This window comes from Rathayibacter sp. YIM 133350, assembly GCF_037404875.1.
Classification (GTDB): Bacteria; Actinomycetota; Actinomycetes; order Actinomycetales; family Microbacteriaceae; genus Orlajensenia.
In genome coordinates this window covers 1-15324 of the sequence record NZ_JBBELO010000034.1, presented here as the reverse complement: position 1 = coordinate 15324, position 15324 = coordinate 1, and the positions used below count along the sequence as shown (strand labels likewise).

The window sequence follows — 15324 nt, the reverse complement described above, 5'->3', positions numbered from 1 at the left end:
TTGTGAATACTTTGCCGACCGGGCAAACTCAGCGTCGAGGACATGAACCGGATGGCACCTCGAACGATTGCGAGTTGGGCATGGCAGACGGCGAACAGCCGATCGATGAGACGTGGAGAGACGTGCTGGGCACCCTCTCCGCCGATCCGAGTGTCACTCCCATGCTCTACGGATTCCTCGGTCTCGTGGTTCCCAAGGGCATCGCGGCCGGCACGTTCTACCTCGAGGTGCCGAACGACTTCACGGCCAGCATGCTCAACCAGCGCATGCGTGCGCCGTTGCTCTCGGCCGTGGCGAAGCTTCCCACCGAGGTGACGAGCTTCTATGTCGTCGTCAATCCCGAGCTCGAACAGGAGCAGCCCCGGGCGAACACTGAGACCGCCTTCGACAACGTCGAGACCCCTGCAGCACCGCAGTCGATCTTCGAATCGGCCCCGGCAGAGCGCTCGACCGACACTCGGCTGAACCCCAAGTACAGCTTCGACAACTTCGTCATCGGCCAGTCCAACCGCTTCGCCCACGCGGCGGCCGTCGCCGTCGCCGAAGCTCCGGCCAAGGCATACAACCCCCTGTTCGTCTACGGCGAGTCCGGCCTCGGCAAGACGCACCTGCTGCACGCCATCGGCCACTACGCCATGAGCCTGTATCCCGGCATCCGTGTGCGCTACGTCAGTAGCGAGGAGTTCACCAACGACTTCATCAACTCGATCGCGAACAACCGGGGCTCGGTCTTCCAGGCGCGCTACCGGAACATCGACATCCTGCTGATCGATGACATCCAGTTCCTGCAGGGCAAGGCGGAGACCCAGGAAGCGTTCTTCCACACCTTCAACACGCTTCACGACCACAACAAGCAGGTCGTGATCACGAGCGACCTGCCCCCGAAGCACCTCACCGGCTTCGAAGACCGGATGCGGTCCCGCTTCGAGTGGGGACTCATCACCGACGTTCAGGCGCCCGACCTCGAGACCCGCATCGCGATCCTGCGCAAGAAGGCGCAGAACGACAAGCTGCAGGTTCCCGATGACATCCTCGAGTTCATCGCCACCAAGGTCTCCTCGAACATCCGCGAACTCGAGGGCACGCTCATCCGCGTCACGGCCTTCGCCAGCCTGAATCGCACCCCCGTCGACATGACCCTCGTCCAGACGGTTCTGAAAGACCTCATCACGCTCGACGAAGACAACGTGATCGCGCCGGTGGACATCATCACGAACACAGCGGAGTACTTCAAGCTCACGGTCGACGATCTCTACGGGTCGAGCCGGTCCCAGGCCGTCGCCACCGCGCGGCAGATCGCCATGTACCTGTGTCGGGAACTGACGAATCTCTCCCTGCCCAAGATCGGGCAGCTCTTCGGCAATCGCGACCACACGACGGTCATGTACGCCAACAAGAAGATCAGCGAGTTGATGAAGGAGCGTCGCTCCATCTACAACCAGGTCACCGAGCTCACCAACCGCATCAAGCAGACGCACCGCTACAAGTAACCGCGGCCCCCTCGAACCCGAACGAGGGCCTTGCCCCTGTGGAATACGTTGGCCAAGATATGCCGCTACTCACACATTGTGCATAACCTGTGGAAACTTAACGAGTAAGACGGCCGTTGCTGTTGACGGATGTGCTCCGATTGTGAATCAGGCCCGGAATCACGCGGATGGCAGGGCAACGCGATCCCCTTAACGATCACAGCTCCCTCACAAGTCACAACCGTGTAGTTCGGCAGGATTCCGCGGGAGGCGCATAGTTATCCACAGTTTCCACACTTGTTAACACCGTTAAGCACATTTCTTTTAACACTCCGGCTCGACAACTTTTTCGGACCGTCGGCTCGGCCGCGCACACCCGGCTCGGCCTGCTTCGCCCCACTCGAAGAGGGCTGCACGGCGCCGTAGGCCAACGGCTAGCATGGAGCGCACCGGGTTCAATGACAGGAGTGGCTCACGTGAAGTTCCAAGCCAATCGCGACGTCTTCAGTGAGGCTGTTTCCTTCGCCGTCAAGCTGCTTCCCCAGCGAACGACGCTGCCGATCCTCAGCGGCGTGCTCATCGAAGCGACAGTCGACGGCCTGGTGCTCTCCTCGTTCGACTACGAAGTCTCCGCCCAGACGGAGATCGTCGCCGACGTCGAGGAGCCGGGAACGGTGCTCGTCTCCGGGCGGCTTCTGGCCGAGATCGCCAGCCGGCTTCCGAACGCTCCCGTGAGGTTCGCGACCGAGGAGTCCCGCATCGTCGTCAGCTGCGGATCCGCAAGCTTCACCCTGCTCTCGATGCCGGTCGAGGAATATCCCAGCATCCCGCAGGTGAGCGAGGAGACCGGGGTCGTGCCGGCGGAGGAGTTCGCCAGCGCCGTCGCCCAGGTCGCCGTCGCAGCCTCGCGCGATGACGTGACGCCGGTGATCACCGGCGTGCAGCTCGAGGTGGGCGAGAACAGCCTCGGCCTCGTCGCCACCGACCGATACCGCGTCGCCGTTCGCGAGATCGACTGGGACGGCGGCAGCAATGGCGCCCCTTCTGTGGCTGCGCTGGTGCCCGCCCGCACCCTGCAGGAGGTCGGCAAGACCTTCGGGCACAGCGGAACCATCTCGGTCGCCATCACGAGCAAGGACGACCGCGAGCTGATCGCCTTCACCGCGAACAAGAAGACGGTCACGTCGCTGCTGATCAAGGGCAATTTCCCGCCTGTGCGCCGGTTGTTCCCCGAGTCCGTCGACAACTACGCGGTCATGAACACGGCAGACCTCATCGAGGCCACGCGACGGGTCGCGCTCGTGCTCGAGCGCGAGGCGGCCCTGCGCTACACGTTCTCGTCAGAGGGCCTGACGCTCGAGGCCATCGGCTCGGAGCAGGCGCAGGCATCCGAGACCATCGACGCCATCCTGACCGGCACTGACACCGTCGTCTCACTGAAGCCGCAGTTCCTGCTCGACGGCCTGGGCGCCGTGCATTCCGAGTACGTGCGGATCTCGTTCACGAAGACCGAGAATCCCAACAAGCCGGGTCCGGTGCTCATCACGAGCCAGACCTCGCGCGAGACCGCCGGTTCGGACAGCTATCGTTATCTGTTGCAGCCGAACCTGCTTCTTCGCTAGATAAATCAACACAATAGGGAGTTCTCCCATGCACATCGGGCTCATCGGTCTCGGAAGAATGGGCGGCAACATGCGTGCCCGCCTGCGTGAACACGACATCGAGGTGACCGGCTATGACCGCAACCCCGACGTGACGGATGCCGGCTCGCTCGCCGACCTCGTGGCGGCGCTTCCGACTCCCCGCATCGTCTGGGTCATGGTGCCCGCCGGGGAGATCACCGACGGTGTCATCACCGACCTGGCCGGCCTGCTCGAGCCGGGCGACCTCGTGATCGACGGCGGCAACTCGCGCTTCACGGAAGACTTCAAGCACGGCGCGGAACTCGCGGAGAAGGGCATCAACTACATCGATGCCGGCGTCTCGGGCGGCATCTGGGGCCATGAGAACGGCTACGGCCTCATGGTCGGCGGTTCGGCCGACGAGGTGCAGCGCGCCATGCCGATCTTCGACGCCCTGCGTCCCGAAGGCCCCCGCGAGGAGGGCTTCGTGCACGTCGGCGAGATCGGCGCCGGGCACTACGCCAAGATGGTGCACAACGGCATCGAGTACGCCCTGATGCAGGCCTACGCCGAGGGTTACGAACTGCTCGACAAGCGCGAGGACCTCATCAAAGACGTTCCGGGAACCTTCAAGGCCTGGCAGCGCGGCACCGTCGTTCGCTCTTGGCTGCTCGAGCTGCTCGTGCGCGCCCTCGAGCAGGACCCCGAGTTCGACAAGATCGCCGGCTACGTCGAGGACTCCGGCGAGGGCCGCTGGACCATCGAAGAGGCGCTCGAGAACGCCGTGCCGGTGCCGACCATCAGTGCGTCGATCTTCGCCCGTTTCGTATCGCGTCAAGACCAGTCCCCGGCCATGAAGGCCGTCGCCGCCCTGCGCCAGCAGTTCGGCGGCCACGGGGTCAAGTCCGCCGGCTGAAGCAGCCGCGGTATTCCATTCGAGGGGAGAGGTGCATGCGCATCGCGCACCTCTCCCTGAAGGACTATCGCAACTACAGGGCCGCCGAGGTCGACTTCGTCGCCGGGCCCAACCTGATCGTCGGCCGCAACGGCCAGGGCAAGACGAACATGGTCGAGGCCGTCGGGTACCTGGCCACTCTCGGCTCGCACCGGGTGGCCACGGATGCCCCGCTCATCCGGTCGGGCGAGGATGCGGCCATCATCCGGGCCCGGCTGCAGAGCGGCGAGCGCGAGTTGCTCGCCGAACTGCAGATCAACCGTTCCGGCCAGAATCGAGCCCAGCTGAACCGCGGACAGGTGCGCCCCCGCGAGCTCGTGCGCTACTGCCACAGTGTTCTCTTCGCTCCGGAGGACCTCGCGCTCGTGCGCGGTGATCCGGCCGGTCGGCGACGCTATCTCGACGAACTGCTCGTTCAGCGCACACCGCGACTCGCATCCGTGATGGCCGACTACGAGCGCGTGCTGAAGCAACGCAACAGCCTGCTCAAATCTGCGCGGGCCAGTGGCGTGAAACCGAGCGCCATGAGCACCCTCGACATCTGGGACGAGCGCCTCGTCGCCCTCGGCACCGAGATCATCGACGAGAGGCTCGCGCTCGTGGAGCAATTGCGTGCACCGCTCGTCTCGGCCTACCAATCCGTCGCCGGTGACGACCACGTGCCCCGACTGGTGCCGCTGCTCTCCATCGACGACATGACCGACGACGATTCACCCCTCGAGCGGCCGAGCGAGAGCATCGCCTCGACCGCGGAGCGATTCCGTGACGCGATTGCGAGCCGTCGCCGCCAGGAGCTCGAGCGCGCCGTGACCCTGGTGGGCCCGCACCGCGACGACCTCCTGCTCATGCTCAACGCGCTTCCGGCGAAGGGGTACGCCAGTCACGGGGAATCGTGGTCGTACGCGCTCGCCCTCAAGCTCGCCTCGGCTCAGTTGCTGCGTCACGACTTCGCGAGCGGTGACCCCGTGCTTGTTCTCGACGACGTGTTCGCGGAGCTGGATCTCGCGCGGCGCCAACGTCTCGCGGAGGCGGTGCACGGCTACGAGCAGGTTCTCATCACTGCGGCGGTCTTCGAAGACGTACCCGAGACACTCGCGAAGCACCTGGTGCGCATCGAGAACGGCGAGGTGATGGATGCCTGACACCGACGACGAGACGCCCCTCACCGAGGCCAGCCGGTTCTACCTTCACCTGAAGGACCTCTTCGGCGATGGATCGAAGCGCGCGGCGACCCGCCGCAGGGACGTGCGTCGGCGCCGCGGCGACAACCCGGCCAACCTTCCGTACGGCCCCGGGCGCGATCCGAAGGGACTGGCGGAGGCACTCGGCGCGCTCTCCACCCAGCTGGGCTGGCAGTCTCCCCTCGCCCAGTCAGACCTGCTGGCATCATGGACCGAGATCGCCGGCGAGGAGACCGCGAACCACTCCACTCCCGCGGGCATCGACGAGGGCAGGCTCACCGTGCAGTGTGAGTCGACGGCCTGGGCGACGCAGCTGCGGCTCATGCGTGTGGACATGATGACGCGCATCGCCCAGCGGTATCCGGATGCCGGCATCACCAGCATCCGTTTTCTCGGGCCGGACGCCCCTTCGTGGAAAAAGGGCCCACGATCGATTCCAGGGCGTGGCCCACGCGATACCTACGGGTGACAAGACATTTTCGGTCACCCGGCCGAAGAAAGCCGCTCACAGGGGCCGTCCTGAACGGATCGGGCACCCCTGTTTGGTAGACTGAAGAGTCGCTCACACGACGGTCAGGAGCCCAATTTCATATGACAGCGGAACCGAACCAGGCCGTTCCCGCGCCCGAATACGGTGCAGACGCCATCCAAGTTCTCGAAGGACTTGAAGCCGTTCGCAAACGACCCGGAATGTACATCGGTTCCACCGGTCCTCGCGGGTTGCACCACCTCGTCTACGAGATCGTCGACAACTCCGTCGACGAGGCCCTCGCCGGCTACTGCGATCTCATCGACATCACCATTCTCGCGGACGGCGGAGTGCGGGTCGTCGACAATGGCCGCGGCATCCCGGTTGACCTCAACAAGGCCCAGGGTCGCAGCTCGGTCGAGGTCGTGCTGACCGTGCTGCACGCCGGCGGCAAGTTCGGAGGCGGCGGGTACGCGGTCTCGGGTGGCCTGCACGGTGTGGGATCGTCGGTCGTGAACGCACTCTCGAGCAAGCTCGACGTGGAGGTTCGCCGCCAGGAGCACGTCTGGCGACAGAGCTACACCGTCGGCGTTCCGGATGCTCCGCTCTCCATGGACGAGCCCTCCGACGAGACCGGAACCACCATCACGTTCTGGGCCAGCCCTGAGATCTTCGAGACGGTCGAATACGACTACGAGACCCTGCGCGTGCGGTTCCAGCAGATGGCCTTCCTCAACAAGGGCCTGACGATCCGGCTCACAGACAGGCGCGAGGTCTCGCTCGACGAGGAAGGGAACCCGCGTTCGGACTCCTTCCTGTACGAGCAGGGCCTGAAGGACTACGTCGAGTACCTCAATCACTCGAAGAAGGCCGACCTCGTGCACGAGGAGATCATCTCGCTCGAGTCGGAGGACACCGAGCGCAAGATCGCCCTCGAGGTCGCGATGCAGTGGACCACGGGATACACCGAGAGTGTGCACACGTACGCGAACACCATCAACACGCACGAGGGTGGAACGCACGAAGAAGGCTTCCGTGCCGCACTCACGACGCTCATCAACCGCTACGCGCGCGAGAAGGGCATCCTCAAGGAGAAGGACGAGAACCTCTCCGGCGACGACGTGCGGGAAGGTCTCACGGCCGTCATCTCGGTGAAGCTGAGCGAACCGCAGTTCGAGGGGCAGACCAAGACCAAGCTCGGCAACACCGAGGCGAAGTCGTTCGTGCAGCGCGTCGTCGGCGAGTCGCTCACCGACTGGTTCGACCGCAACCCGAACCAGGCGCGCGACATCATCCGCAAGGCGATCCAGGCCGCCACCGCGCGCCTCGCCGCCCGCAAGGCGCGAGAGGCAACCCGCCGCAAGGGCCTGCTGGAGTCCAGCGGCATGCCCGGCAAGCTCAAGGACTGCCAGTCGAAGGACCCGACACTCTCCGAGATCTTCCTCGTCGAGGGCGACTCGGCCGGCGGCTCCGCCGTGCAGGGCCGCAACCCGATGACCCAGGCCATCCTGCCGCTGCGCGGCAAGATCCTGAACGTCGAGAAGGCGCGCCTGGATCGTGCGCTCGGCAACGCGGAGATCCAGACCATGATCACGGCGTTCGGCGCCGGCATCGGCGAGGACTTCAACCCCGAGAAGGCGCGCTACCACAAGATCGTGCTCATGGCCGATGCGGATGTCGACGGCCAGCACATCTCGACGCTGCTGCTGACGCTGCTGTTCCGCTTCATGCGGCCGCTCATCGACCTCGGCTACGTCTACCTCGCGCAGCCGCCGCTCTACCGGCTCAAGTGGACCAACTCGCCGCACGAATACGTCTACTCCGATCGCGAGCGCGACGCTCTCGTGGCGGCGGGCCAGGCCTCGGGCAAGCGGATGCCGAAGGACAATGGCATCCAGCGCTACAAGGGCCTCGGCGAGATGGACTACTCCGAGCTGTGGGAGACCACGATGAACCCCGAGACGCGCACGCTGCTGCAGGTCACGCTCGAGGATGCCGCGGCGGCCGACGAGATCTTCTCCACTCTCATGGGTGAAGACGTCGAGAGCCGACGGGCATTCATTCAGAAGAACGCGAAAGACGTCAGGTTCCTCGACATCTGACACGCGGTCGCATCCGGCATCCCGCTGACGCGGATGCCGCACGACCACAGGCCACACGGAAAGAAGACTGATGGCAGACCAAACCACCACCGACGGCGAGGGCCCGGGCGTTCACGGCCGCATCGACCAGGTCGACCTGCAGTTGGAGATGCAGCGCTCCTACCTCGACTACGCGATGAGCGTGATCATCGGTCGAGCGCTGCCCGACGTGCGCGACGGGTTGAAGCCCGTGCACCGGCGCGTGATCTACACGATGTTCGACGGCGGCTACCGGCCCGACCGCGGCTTCTCCAAGTGCACCCGCGTCATCGGCGACGTGATGGGCCAGTTCCACCCGCACGGCGACAGCTCGGTGTACGACGCGCTCGTTCGGCTCGTTCAGCCGTGGAGCCTGCGCTACCCGCTTGCACTGGGCCAGGGCAACTTCGGATCGGCCGGAAATGACGGCGCCGCCGCCCACCGGTACACGGAGACCAAGATGGCCCCCCTCGCCATGGAGATGGTGCGGGACATCCACGAGAACACCGTCGACTTCCAGGACAACTACGACGGTCGCACCCAGGAGCCCACGGTTCTGCCGGCGCGCTTCCCCAACCTGCTGGTGAACGGCTCCGTCGGCATCGCGGTCGGCATGGCCACCAACATCCCGCCGCACAACCTGCGCGAGGTCGCGTCCGGTGCCCTCTGGGCGCTCGAGCACCCCGAGGCCACGCGCGAGGAGCTGCAGAACGCGCTCATCCAGCGCATCAAGGGGCCGGACTTCCCGACCGGGGCCCAGATTCTCGGCGTGAAGGGCATCCACGATGCCTACCGCACCGGCCGTGGCTCGATCACCATGCGCGCCGTCGTCGCGATCGAGGAGATCCAGGGTCGTACCTGCCTCGTCGTGACCGAACTGCCGTACCAGGTGAACCCCGACAACCTCGCCATCAAGATCGCCGACCTCGTCAAGGACGGCAAGATCTCGGGCATCGCCGACATCCGTGACGAGACCTCTGGTCGTACCGGCCAGCGCCTGGTCGTGGTGCTCAAGCGCGACGCCGTGGCGAAGGTCGTTCTGAACAACCTCTACAAGCACACGCAGCTGCAGGAGAACTTCGGCGCGAACATGCTGGCGATCGTCGACGGCGTGCCGCGCACGCTTCCCATCGACGGCTTCATCGCACTCTGGGTCGACCACCAGATCGAGGTCATCGTCCGCCGGACGCAGTACCGCCTCGATCAGGCCGAGGCCGACGCGCACATCCAGCGCGGACTCGTGAAGGCGCTCGACGCGCTCGATGAGGTCATCGCCCTCATCCGCCGCTCTCCGAGCGCCGATGAGGCCCGCGAAGGCCTGATCAAGCTGCTCGAGATCGACAAGCTGCAGGCGGATGCGATCCTCACCATGCAGCTGCGGCGACTGGCCGCCCTGGAGCGCCAGAAGATCATCGATGAACTGGCCCGCCTCGAGGTGATCATCGCCGAGTTCAAGGCGATCCTCGCGAGCCCGGAGCGCCAGCGCGAGATCGTGCGCGACGAGCTGACCGAGATCACCGACAAGTACGGCGATGACCGCCGCACCGAGATCATGTTCGGCTTCGACGGCGACATGAGCGTGGAAGACCTCATCCCCGAAGAGGAGATGGTCGTCACCGTCACCCGGGGCGGCTACATCAAGCGCACCCGCAGCGACAACTACCGCTCGCAGCACCGCGGCGGCAAGGGCGTGCGTGGTGCCCAGCTGCGTGCCGATGACGTGGTGGAGCACTTCTTCGTCACCACCACACATCACTGGCTGCTGTTCTTCACCAACCTCGGCCGGGTGTACCGCGCCAAGGCGTACGAGATCCAGGAGGGCGGCCGCGACGCCAAGGGCCAGCACGTCGCCAACCTGCTCGAACTGCAGCCCGACGAGCAGATCGCGCAGATCCTCGACATCCGCGACTACGCCGTGGCGCAGTACCTCGTACTCGCCACGCGCAACGGACTCGTCAAGAAGACCGAGCTGAGCGCCTACGACACCAACCGCTCGCGCGGCGTGATCGCGATCAACCTGCGCGAAGACGACGAGCTGGTCTCGGCGCTGCTCGTGGATGAGGGCGATGAGATCCTGCTCGTCTCCCGCAAGGGCATGTCGCTGCGCTTCGAGGCCACGGACTCCGCGCTGCGCCCGATGGGCCGCAGCACCTCGGGGGTGAAGGGCATGGACTTCCGCTCCGGCGACGAGCTGCTCGACGCATCCGTCGTTCCCCCGTCGAGCGATGACAGCGGCGAGGGTGCGGCAAGTTCGGTCTTCATCGTGACCGAGGGCGGCTACGCCAAGCGCACCACCGTCGACCAGTACCGCGTGCAGAATCGTGGGGGACTGGGCATCAAGGTGGCCAAGCTGAGCGAGGATCGCGGCGACCTGGTCGGCGCCCTCATCGTGCACGAGGGCGACGAGGTCTTGGTGGTTCTTGCCAGCGGCAAGGTGGTACGCTCTGACGTCGCCGAGGTCCCTGCGAAGGGTCGTGACACCATGGGGGTGGTCTTCGCGAAGTTCCGCGATGATGACCGAATCATCGCCATCGCGAAGAACAGCGAGCGAGGCCTGACGAACGGCGAAGAGCCCGCCGAGGCGGACGCCGAGCCGCAGAAGGAAGAGAGCACAGATGAGTAGTGTCGCCGAGAAGCTTGCGAAGAAGTCGCCCCGGCGTGCACCCGCGAAGCAGGTTCGCCTGAAGCTGGTATACATCGACTTCTGGTCGGCCGTGAAGCTGTCCTTCCTCATCGCGGTGACGATCGCCATCGTCGCCATCGTGGGCACCTTCCTCGTCTACACGGTCGTCAACCAGACCGGTGTGTTCGACGCCGCGAACAAGCTCTTCAAAGACGTCGCCGGCAGCTCCAGCGACCTGAAGAGCTTCCTCTCTCTCGGTCAGGTGATGGGCTTCACCGTCGTGGTCGCCCTGCTGAACCTCGTGGTCACCACGGCCATCGGCGCGATCATCGCCGTGCTGTACAACCTCAGCGTGAAGGTCACCGGCGGCCTGCTGGTCGGCTTCACCAACAACTGACGGCTGATCGGGGCGCGACTCGTTCGCGAGTCGGCCTCGATTTCGCCAATCCAACGGTGTCGGGTAGTCTTCTATCTGGCCATTTGGGGGCTATAGCTCAGGCGGTTAGAGCGCTTCGCTGATAACGAAGAGGTCCCAGGTTCAAGTCCTGGTAGCCCCACCCCGAATCCCCGCAGGGGGCCTTAGCTCAGTTGGTAGAGCGCCTGCTTTGCAAGCAGGATGTCAGGAGTTCGAATCTCCTAGGCTCCACAGAGAACGAGACGCCCGCCGCTTGGCGGGCGTTCTTCGTTAACGCCCCAGTAGGGTGAAGCGCATGGCCATGGACATCCGCGTCGCTGCGTACGGCGTCATCATCCGCGACGGCCAGATACTGCTGTCGCATTGGAATGAGCATGGACGCAACGGCTGGACGCTGCCGGGGGGAGGGATCGATCCCGGCGAGCACCCCGCGGATGCGGCTGTGCGCGAGATCCATGAGGAGACGGGCTACTCGGCCAGTCTCGAGCGGTTCCTGGGCATCGATACCCATGTCATTCCGGCGAGGAATCGCCCGGCACACATCCTGCGCCCGCTGCAGGCGCTGCGCATCGTCTATCGCGCTGCCATCGTGTCGGGGGAGTTGACCCACGAGGTGGGCGGAAGCACCGACGAGGCGCGGTGGGTGGATCTCGACGATGTCGCTCGACTCAAGACCGTTGAGCTGGTGCGTGTGGGCCTCTCGCTGAACGCGAATCCGCCGGCGACCGGCACGTACGTACGCGACTGAGACACGGCATCCGCTCGCCGGCCACCATGGCTGATGGGGAAACAGACGCGGGGAAGACCGGGCACGACGAAGGCCGCCATCCGGAGACGGCGGCCTTGGTCGAGAATCGAGCGTCGAGCCTCGCTCAGAGGCTCACTGCGGAGTCGTCGCCGGAGGTCGTGCTCGTGCTCGTCGCCGCGGAGTCGATGGGCTCGTCGGCGATCCAGAGCTCGTCGTCGGCACGGAACGTCTGCCACACGGCATACGCCACGCCCGCTGCGGCGATCACGCCGGCGCCGATGGCGATGTAGGTGCCCACGCCCGGGCCCTTCTTCTGCGGCACAACGGGGGTTCCCTTGAGGCGAGCGATCGCCGCCTTCACCCGGGCGTCCTTTGCGATGTCGCCGATGGAGAGCACGGTGCCGAGGGTGCTGCCGATCGCGGGAAGCACAACGCCGCCCGCGGTCTTCGCGAGGGAACGCGCGTTGTCGACGCTCGGCGCGAGGTAATGCTCGTAGCTGTCGCGCACGCGGGGCGCGACCTCCTCGCGTGTGAGGTAGCTCACCTGGCGGCTGGCCTCACGGGCCACGTGGTTTGCCCGGTCGAGCACCTCCTGCTGGTGGTTCCACAGTTCTTCGGCGCTTGCGCGCAGCTTCTTCAATTCCTTGCGGCGCTTACGGGACAGGCTCATCGTGACCTCCATCGTGTCGGGGGCGAACTCTCCCATCTTGCCACCGAATGCCCTGTTCGCTAGGGGCTTGCTCAGGATCACGGGTTTCGTTAGGGCTGTCTTTATAGGATGGTGGCCATGTCCAAGCACACTGCGGTCGCAACGATCAACACCACCCTCGGCCCCATCAAGGTCAATCTCTACGGCAACCACGCACCCAAGACGGTCGCCAACTTCGTGGGTCTGGCCACGGGAGAGATCGAGTGGACGCATCCCGCCACCGGTAAGAAGAGCACCGACCCGCTGTACGACGGCGTCATCTTCCACCGCATCATCCCCGGCTTCATGATCCAGGGCGGCGACCCTCTCGGACAGGGCATCGGCGGCCCCGGCTACCAGTTCGACGACGAGATCAGCCCCGACCTCGACTTCACCCAGCCGTACATTCTCGCCATGGCGAATGCCGGCAAGCAGAACGGCCGCGGAACCAACGGTTCGCAGTTCTTCATCACCGTTGCGCCGACGACCTGGCTGCAGGGCAAGCACACCATCTTCGGCGCCGTCGAAGACCCCGCATCGCAGGAGATCGTCGAGAAGCTCGCCGCGGTTCCCACCGATGGCCGCGACAAGCCGCTGAGCGATGTCGCCATCGAGTCCATCTCCGTCGAAGAGGTCTAGCCTGCGATGAGTGATGCCCCGGATGTCGACACGAATCACTGCTATCGGCATCCGGATCGGCAGAGCTACGTGCTCTGCCAGCGCTGCGGCCGCACGATCTGCCCGGAGTGCCAGACGCCCGGAGCCGTCGGCGTCATCTGCCCGGAGTGCATGAAGGAGCAGCGCGCCTCTGCACCACGCACGCGTCCCGCCGTCCTGACACGGATGGCGGGACGCGGTGCGCCCGTCGTGACGTACTCGCTCATCGGGATCACGCTGTTCGTGTTCGTGCTGCAGCTGGTTCCCGGGCTCAACGTCACCGCGTGGCTGTTCTTCACGCCCCAGGCGATGGACCCGGTGAGCCTGCAGCCGTGGCGGCTGATCACGTCGGTGTTCGTGCACTCGACGGGCTTCATCTTCCACGTGCTGCTGAACATGTACACGCTGTGGATCTTCGGGCAGTTGCTCGAGAGTCTCCTAGGGCGCGGGCGGTTCCTGAGCCTCTACCTGATCAGCGGTCTCGCGGGATCCGTCGGCGTGATCTGGCTCGCTCCGTACTCGACGCAGGTGGTGGGCGCATCGGGCGCCATCTTCGGCCTCATGGGTGCGTTCCTCGTGATCCAGCGGCGGCTGGGCGGCAACATGACGCAACTGCTCATCCTCGTGGGAATCAACCTCGTGATCGGCTTCATCCCCGGGCTCAACGTGGCCTGGCAGGCACACGTTGGCGGTCTGGTCGGTGGCGCGCTCGTGGGACTGATCTTCGTGGAGACGCGCAGCATCCGTCGGCGGCAGGCGCAGATCTGGCTGCTGGTGGGCTTGACGGTGCTGCTGTTGCTGGCCAGCCTGCGGTACTTCTTCCTGCCCATCCTCTGACACTCGGTACTCGCCCCCCTTCGACAGGCTCAGGCAACGGTGGCTGGGTCGGGAGGGTCTGTTCGCTGAGCCTGTCGAAGCGTGGTGCCGTCCGTGTGGGTTGCGGCCCCCTTCGACAGGCTAAGAGAACGGTGGCTGGGTCTCGCGCCGGCGGTCGGCTCGTGATGGCGGCTGGGTCCAGAGCGTCTGTTCGCTGAGCCTGTCGAAGCGTCGCTCCGTGCCGCATGACCGGTCACCTTCCCCTATTCGGACTCTTCAGCCCGGCGCTTGGCATTCCTCGACAGCGAAGGAAGCCGGTCGAATTCACCTCGAATCAGCGCCTCCTTCTTCGCCCGACTCCACCCGTGGACGCGCTTCTCGAGGTAGTACGCGTCATCGACGCGATCAGTCCAGACTGCATACGCCACGGTCACCGGTCGATGCTTGCGTGTGAAGTTCGCACCTATCCCTTGGTTGTGTTCCCACACCCTCGCCTCGAGCGGCTTGTCCGTGCTGCCGGTGTAGTAGGCGCCGTTGGCGCACAAGAGGATGTACATGTAGGCCACGATTCAGCATCGGCAATCTCATCGCCTCAGGAGTCCTTGGTGACGACAAGTGAATCCATTGGAGGCCAACCGCGACGGTGAGGGAGTCGTTCACGGCCGTCGCGGCCCTTCGACAGGCTCAGGGAACGGTGGCTGGGTCTCGTGCCGGCGGTCGGCTCGGGACGCTGGCTGGGTCGGGCGGGTCTGTTCGCTGAGCTTGTCGAAGCGTCGTACCGTGCGTGCGGGTCGGGGCCCTTCGACAGGCTCAGGGGACGGTGGCCGGGTCTTGCGTGGGCCCTCGGCTCGTGGCGGTGGCTGGGTCGGGAGAGTCTGTTCGCTGAGCTTGTCGAAGCGTCGTGCCTGGTGCGCGGTCGGGACCCTTCGACAGGCTCAGGGAACGATAGCTGGGTCTCGTGCTGGGGGTCGGCTCGTGACGGTGGCTGGGTCGGGAGGGTCTGTTCGCTGAGCTGGTCGAAGCGTCGTACCGTGCGTGTGGGGTGCGGCCCTTCGACAGGCTGAACCGCACTGGGTTTAGTGGACGCTTCTTTCTCAACGAAAGAAGATGAGTCATGGTCAGTGGCATCAAGTTCGAGCCCGAGTTCAAGGAGCGGGCTGTACGGCTGTATCTCGAGCGGCGGGCGGAGCACCAGGAGGAGTCGTTGGCTGCCTCGGTTCGCCAGGTCGCGTCGATTCTCGGAATGAGCGTGGACACGTTGCGCGGTTGGACGCGGGCGGCGGAGGTCGATGCCGGTAAACGTCCCGGGATCACATCGGACATGGCGGCGGAGTTGCGGCGGTTGCGGAAGGAGAACGCGGAGCTTCGGCGGGCGAACGAGATCCTGAAGACCGCGTCGGCTTTTTTCGCGGCGGAGCTCGACCGCCCACGGCTGTGATCTGCGACTACATCGACACCTATAAGGGCCGGTTCGGGGTCGAGCCGATCTGTCGTGTCCGAGCTTGTCAACTTTTCTGTGTAAGTGGGGCTGGTCATCGGTTATAGATAGCGGTTGATGCGG

At 65.1% G+C, this 15324-nt stretch carries 13 protein-coding genes, 2 tRNA genes and 2 pseudogenes; 15 read left to right on the top strand and 2 right to left on the bottom strand.

Annotation, left to right across the window (positions count from 1 at the left end):
- Positions 1–80: 80 nt before the first annotated feature.
- The 11 genes from dnaA to WDJ51_RS13030 all read left to right on the top strand — a co-directional run bounded on the left by dnaA (position 81) and on the right by WDJ51_RS13030 (position 11602).
- Entirely contained in the window at positions 81–1490 is a 1410-nt protein-coding gene (gene dnaA / locus WDJ51_RS13080) for a chromosomal replication initiator protein DnaA (RefSeq protein WP_337852909.1), read from the top strand.
- A 455-nt stretch (positions 1491–1945) separates the two neighbouring features.
- Positions 1946–3091 (top strand): DNA polymerase III subunit beta, encoded by a 1146-nt coding sequence (gene dnaN, locus WDJ51_RS13075; protein WP_337852908.1) that lies wholly within the window; start codon positions 1946–1948, stop codon positions 3089–3091.
- 28 nt (positions 3092–3119) lie between these two features.
- Positions 3120–4007, top strand: a complete 888-nt coding sequence (gnd, locus tag WDJ51_RS13070) for a phosphogluconate dehydrogenase (NAD(+)-dependent, decarboxylating) (protein ID WP_337852907.1) — start codon at positions 3120–3122, stop codon at positions 4005–4007.
- Positions 4008–4042: 35 nt separating this feature from the next.
- Entirely contained in the window at positions 4043–5188 is a 1146-nt protein-coding gene (recF, locus tag WDJ51_RS13065; RefSeq protein WP_337852906.1) for a DNA replication/repair protein RecF, read from the top strand.
- Positions 5181–5696 (top strand): DUF721 domain-containing protein, encoded by a 516-nt coding sequence (locus tag WDJ51_RS13060; protein WP_337852905.1) that lies wholly within the window; start codon positions 5181–5183, stop codon positions 5694–5696. Before recF ends, WDJ51_RS13060 begins: the two co-directional genes overlap by 8 nt.
- Positions 5697–5818: 122 nt before the next feature.
- Entirely contained in the window at positions 5819–7798 is a 1980-nt protein-coding gene (gyrB, locus tag WDJ51_RS13055; protein ID WP_337852904.1) for a DNA topoisomerase (ATP-hydrolyzing) subunit B, read from the top strand.
- A 70-nt stretch (positions 7799–7868) separates the two neighbouring features.
- Positions 7869–10439, top strand: a complete 2571-nt coding sequence (gene gyrA, locus WDJ51_RS13050; protein WP_337852903.1) for a DNA gyrase subunit A — start codon at positions 7869–7871, stop codon at positions 10437–10439.
- The gene (locus WDJ51_RS13045) at positions 10432–10836 is read left to right on the top strand and encodes a DUF3566 domain-containing protein (protein WP_337852902.1); all 405 of its coding nucleotides are present in this window, start codon (positions 10432–10434) and stop codon (positions 10834–10836) included. The genes gyrA and WDJ51_RS13045 overlap by 8 nt, the downstream gene beginning before the upstream one ends.
- Before the next feature lie 86 nt (positions 10837–10922).
- Positions 10923–10996: transfer RNA gene (locus tag WDJ51_RS13040), tRNA-Ile, on the top strand.
- Positions 10997–11012: 16 nt separating this feature from the next.
- Positions 11013–11085, top strand: a tRNA-Ala gene (locus tag WDJ51_RS13035).
- Positions 11086–11149: 64 nt separating this feature from the next.
- Positions 11150–11602 (top strand): NUDIX hydrolase, encoded by a 453-nt coding sequence (locus tag WDJ51_RS13030; RefSeq protein ID WP_337852901.1) that lies wholly within the window; start codon positions 11150–11152, stop codon positions 11600–11602.
- 124 nt (positions 11603–11726) lie between these two features.
- On the opposite strand, the gene WDJ51_RS13025 is transcribed toward WDJ51_RS13030, so the two are convergent.
- Entirely contained in the window at positions 11727–12308 is a 582-nt protein-coding gene (locus tag WDJ51_RS13025) for a hypothetical protein (RefSeq protein ID WP_337852900.1), read from the bottom strand.
- A gap of 81 nt (positions 12309–12389) precedes the next feature.
- On the opposite strand from WDJ51_RS13025, the gene WDJ51_RS13020 reads away from it, so the two are divergent.
- On the top strand, positions 12390–12929 hold the full coding sequence (locus WDJ51_RS13020; protein ID WP_337852899.1) for a peptidylprolyl isomerase: 540 nt from the start codon (positions 12390–12392) through the stop codon (positions 12927–12929).
- Between the two features lie 6 nt (positions 12930–12935).
- Positions 12936–13784, top strand: coding sequence for a rhomboid family intramembrane serine protease (locus WDJ51_RS13015; protein WP_337852898.1), 849 nt, complete (start codon positions 12936–12938; stop codon positions 13782–13784).
- A 242-nt stretch (positions 13785–14026) separates the two neighbouring features.
- Here WDJ51_RS13015 and WDJ51_RS13010 read toward each other — a convergent pair whose 3' ends face one another.
- Entirely contained in the window at positions 14027–14320 is a 294-nt protein-coding gene (locus WDJ51_RS13010; RefSeq protein ID WP_337853064.1) for a GIY-YIG nuclease family protein, read from the bottom strand.
- A 557-nt stretch (positions 14321–14877) separates the two neighbouring features.
- Here WDJ51_RS13010 and WDJ51_RS15525 point away from each other — a divergent pair.
- Positions 14878–15072 (top strand): annotated as a pseudogene (locus WDJ51_RS15525) (hypothetical protein); the annotation flags it as partial.
- A gap of 21 nt (positions 15073–15093) precedes the next feature.
- A pseudogene (locus tag WDJ51_RS15520) lies at positions 15094–15260 on the top strand (IS3 family transposase); the annotation flags it as partial.
- Between the last annotated feature and the right edge of the window lie 64 nt (positions 15261–15324).

What these genes read in the sequence shown, in the direction of transcription:
- WDJ51_RS13015 (WP_337852898.1), top strand. Translation starts at nt 12,936, where the DNA reads ATGAGTGATGCCCCGGATGTCGACACGAATCACTGCTATCGGCATCCG.
- gyrA (WP_337852903.1), top strand. Translation starts at nt 7,869, where the DNA reads ATGGCAGACCAAACCACCACCGACGGCGAGGGCCCGGGCGTTCACGGC.
- gyrB (WP_337852904.1), top strand. Translation starts at nt 5,819, where the DNA reads ATGACAGCGGAACCGAACCAGGCCGTTCCCGCGCCCGAATACGGTGCA.
- WDJ51_RS13060 (WP_337852905.1), top strand. Translation starts at nt 5,181, where the DNA reads ATGCCTGACACCGACGACGAGACGCCCCTCACCGAGGCCAGCCGGTTC.
- WDJ51_RS13045 (WP_337852902.1), top strand. Translation starts at nt 10,432, where the DNA reads ATGAGTAGTGTCGCCGAGAAGCTTGCGAAGAAGTCGCCCCGGCGTGCA.
- dnaA (WP_337852909.1), top strand. Translation starts at nt 81, where the DNA reads ATGGCAGACGGCGAACAGCCGATCGATGAGACGTGGAGAGACGTGCTG.
- WDJ51_RS13025 (WP_337852900.1), bottom strand. Translation starts at nt 12,308, where the DNA reads ATGGGAGAGTTCGCCCCCGACACGATGGAGGTCACGATGAGCCTGTCC.
- WDJ51_RS13020 (WP_337852899.1), top strand. Translation starts at nt 12,390, where the DNA reads ATGTCCAAGCACACTGCGGTCGCAACGATCAACACCACCCTCGGCCCC.
- gnd (WP_337852907.1), top strand. Translation starts at nt 3,120, where the DNA reads ATGCACATCGGGCTCATCGGTCTCGGAAGAATGGGCGGCAACATGCGT.
- WDJ51_RS13030 (WP_337852901.1), top strand. Translation starts at nt 11,150, where the DNA reads ATGGCCATGGACATCCGCGTCGCTGCGTACGGCGTCATCATCCGCGAC.
- recF (WP_337852906.1), top strand. Translation starts at nt 4,043, where the DNA reads ATGCGCATCGCGCACCTCTCCCTGAAGGACTATCGCAACTACAGGGCC.
- WDJ51_RS13010 (WP_337853064.1), bottom strand. Translation starts at nt 14,320, where the DNA reads ATGTACATCCTCTTGTGCGCCAACGGCGCCTACTACACCGGCAGCACG.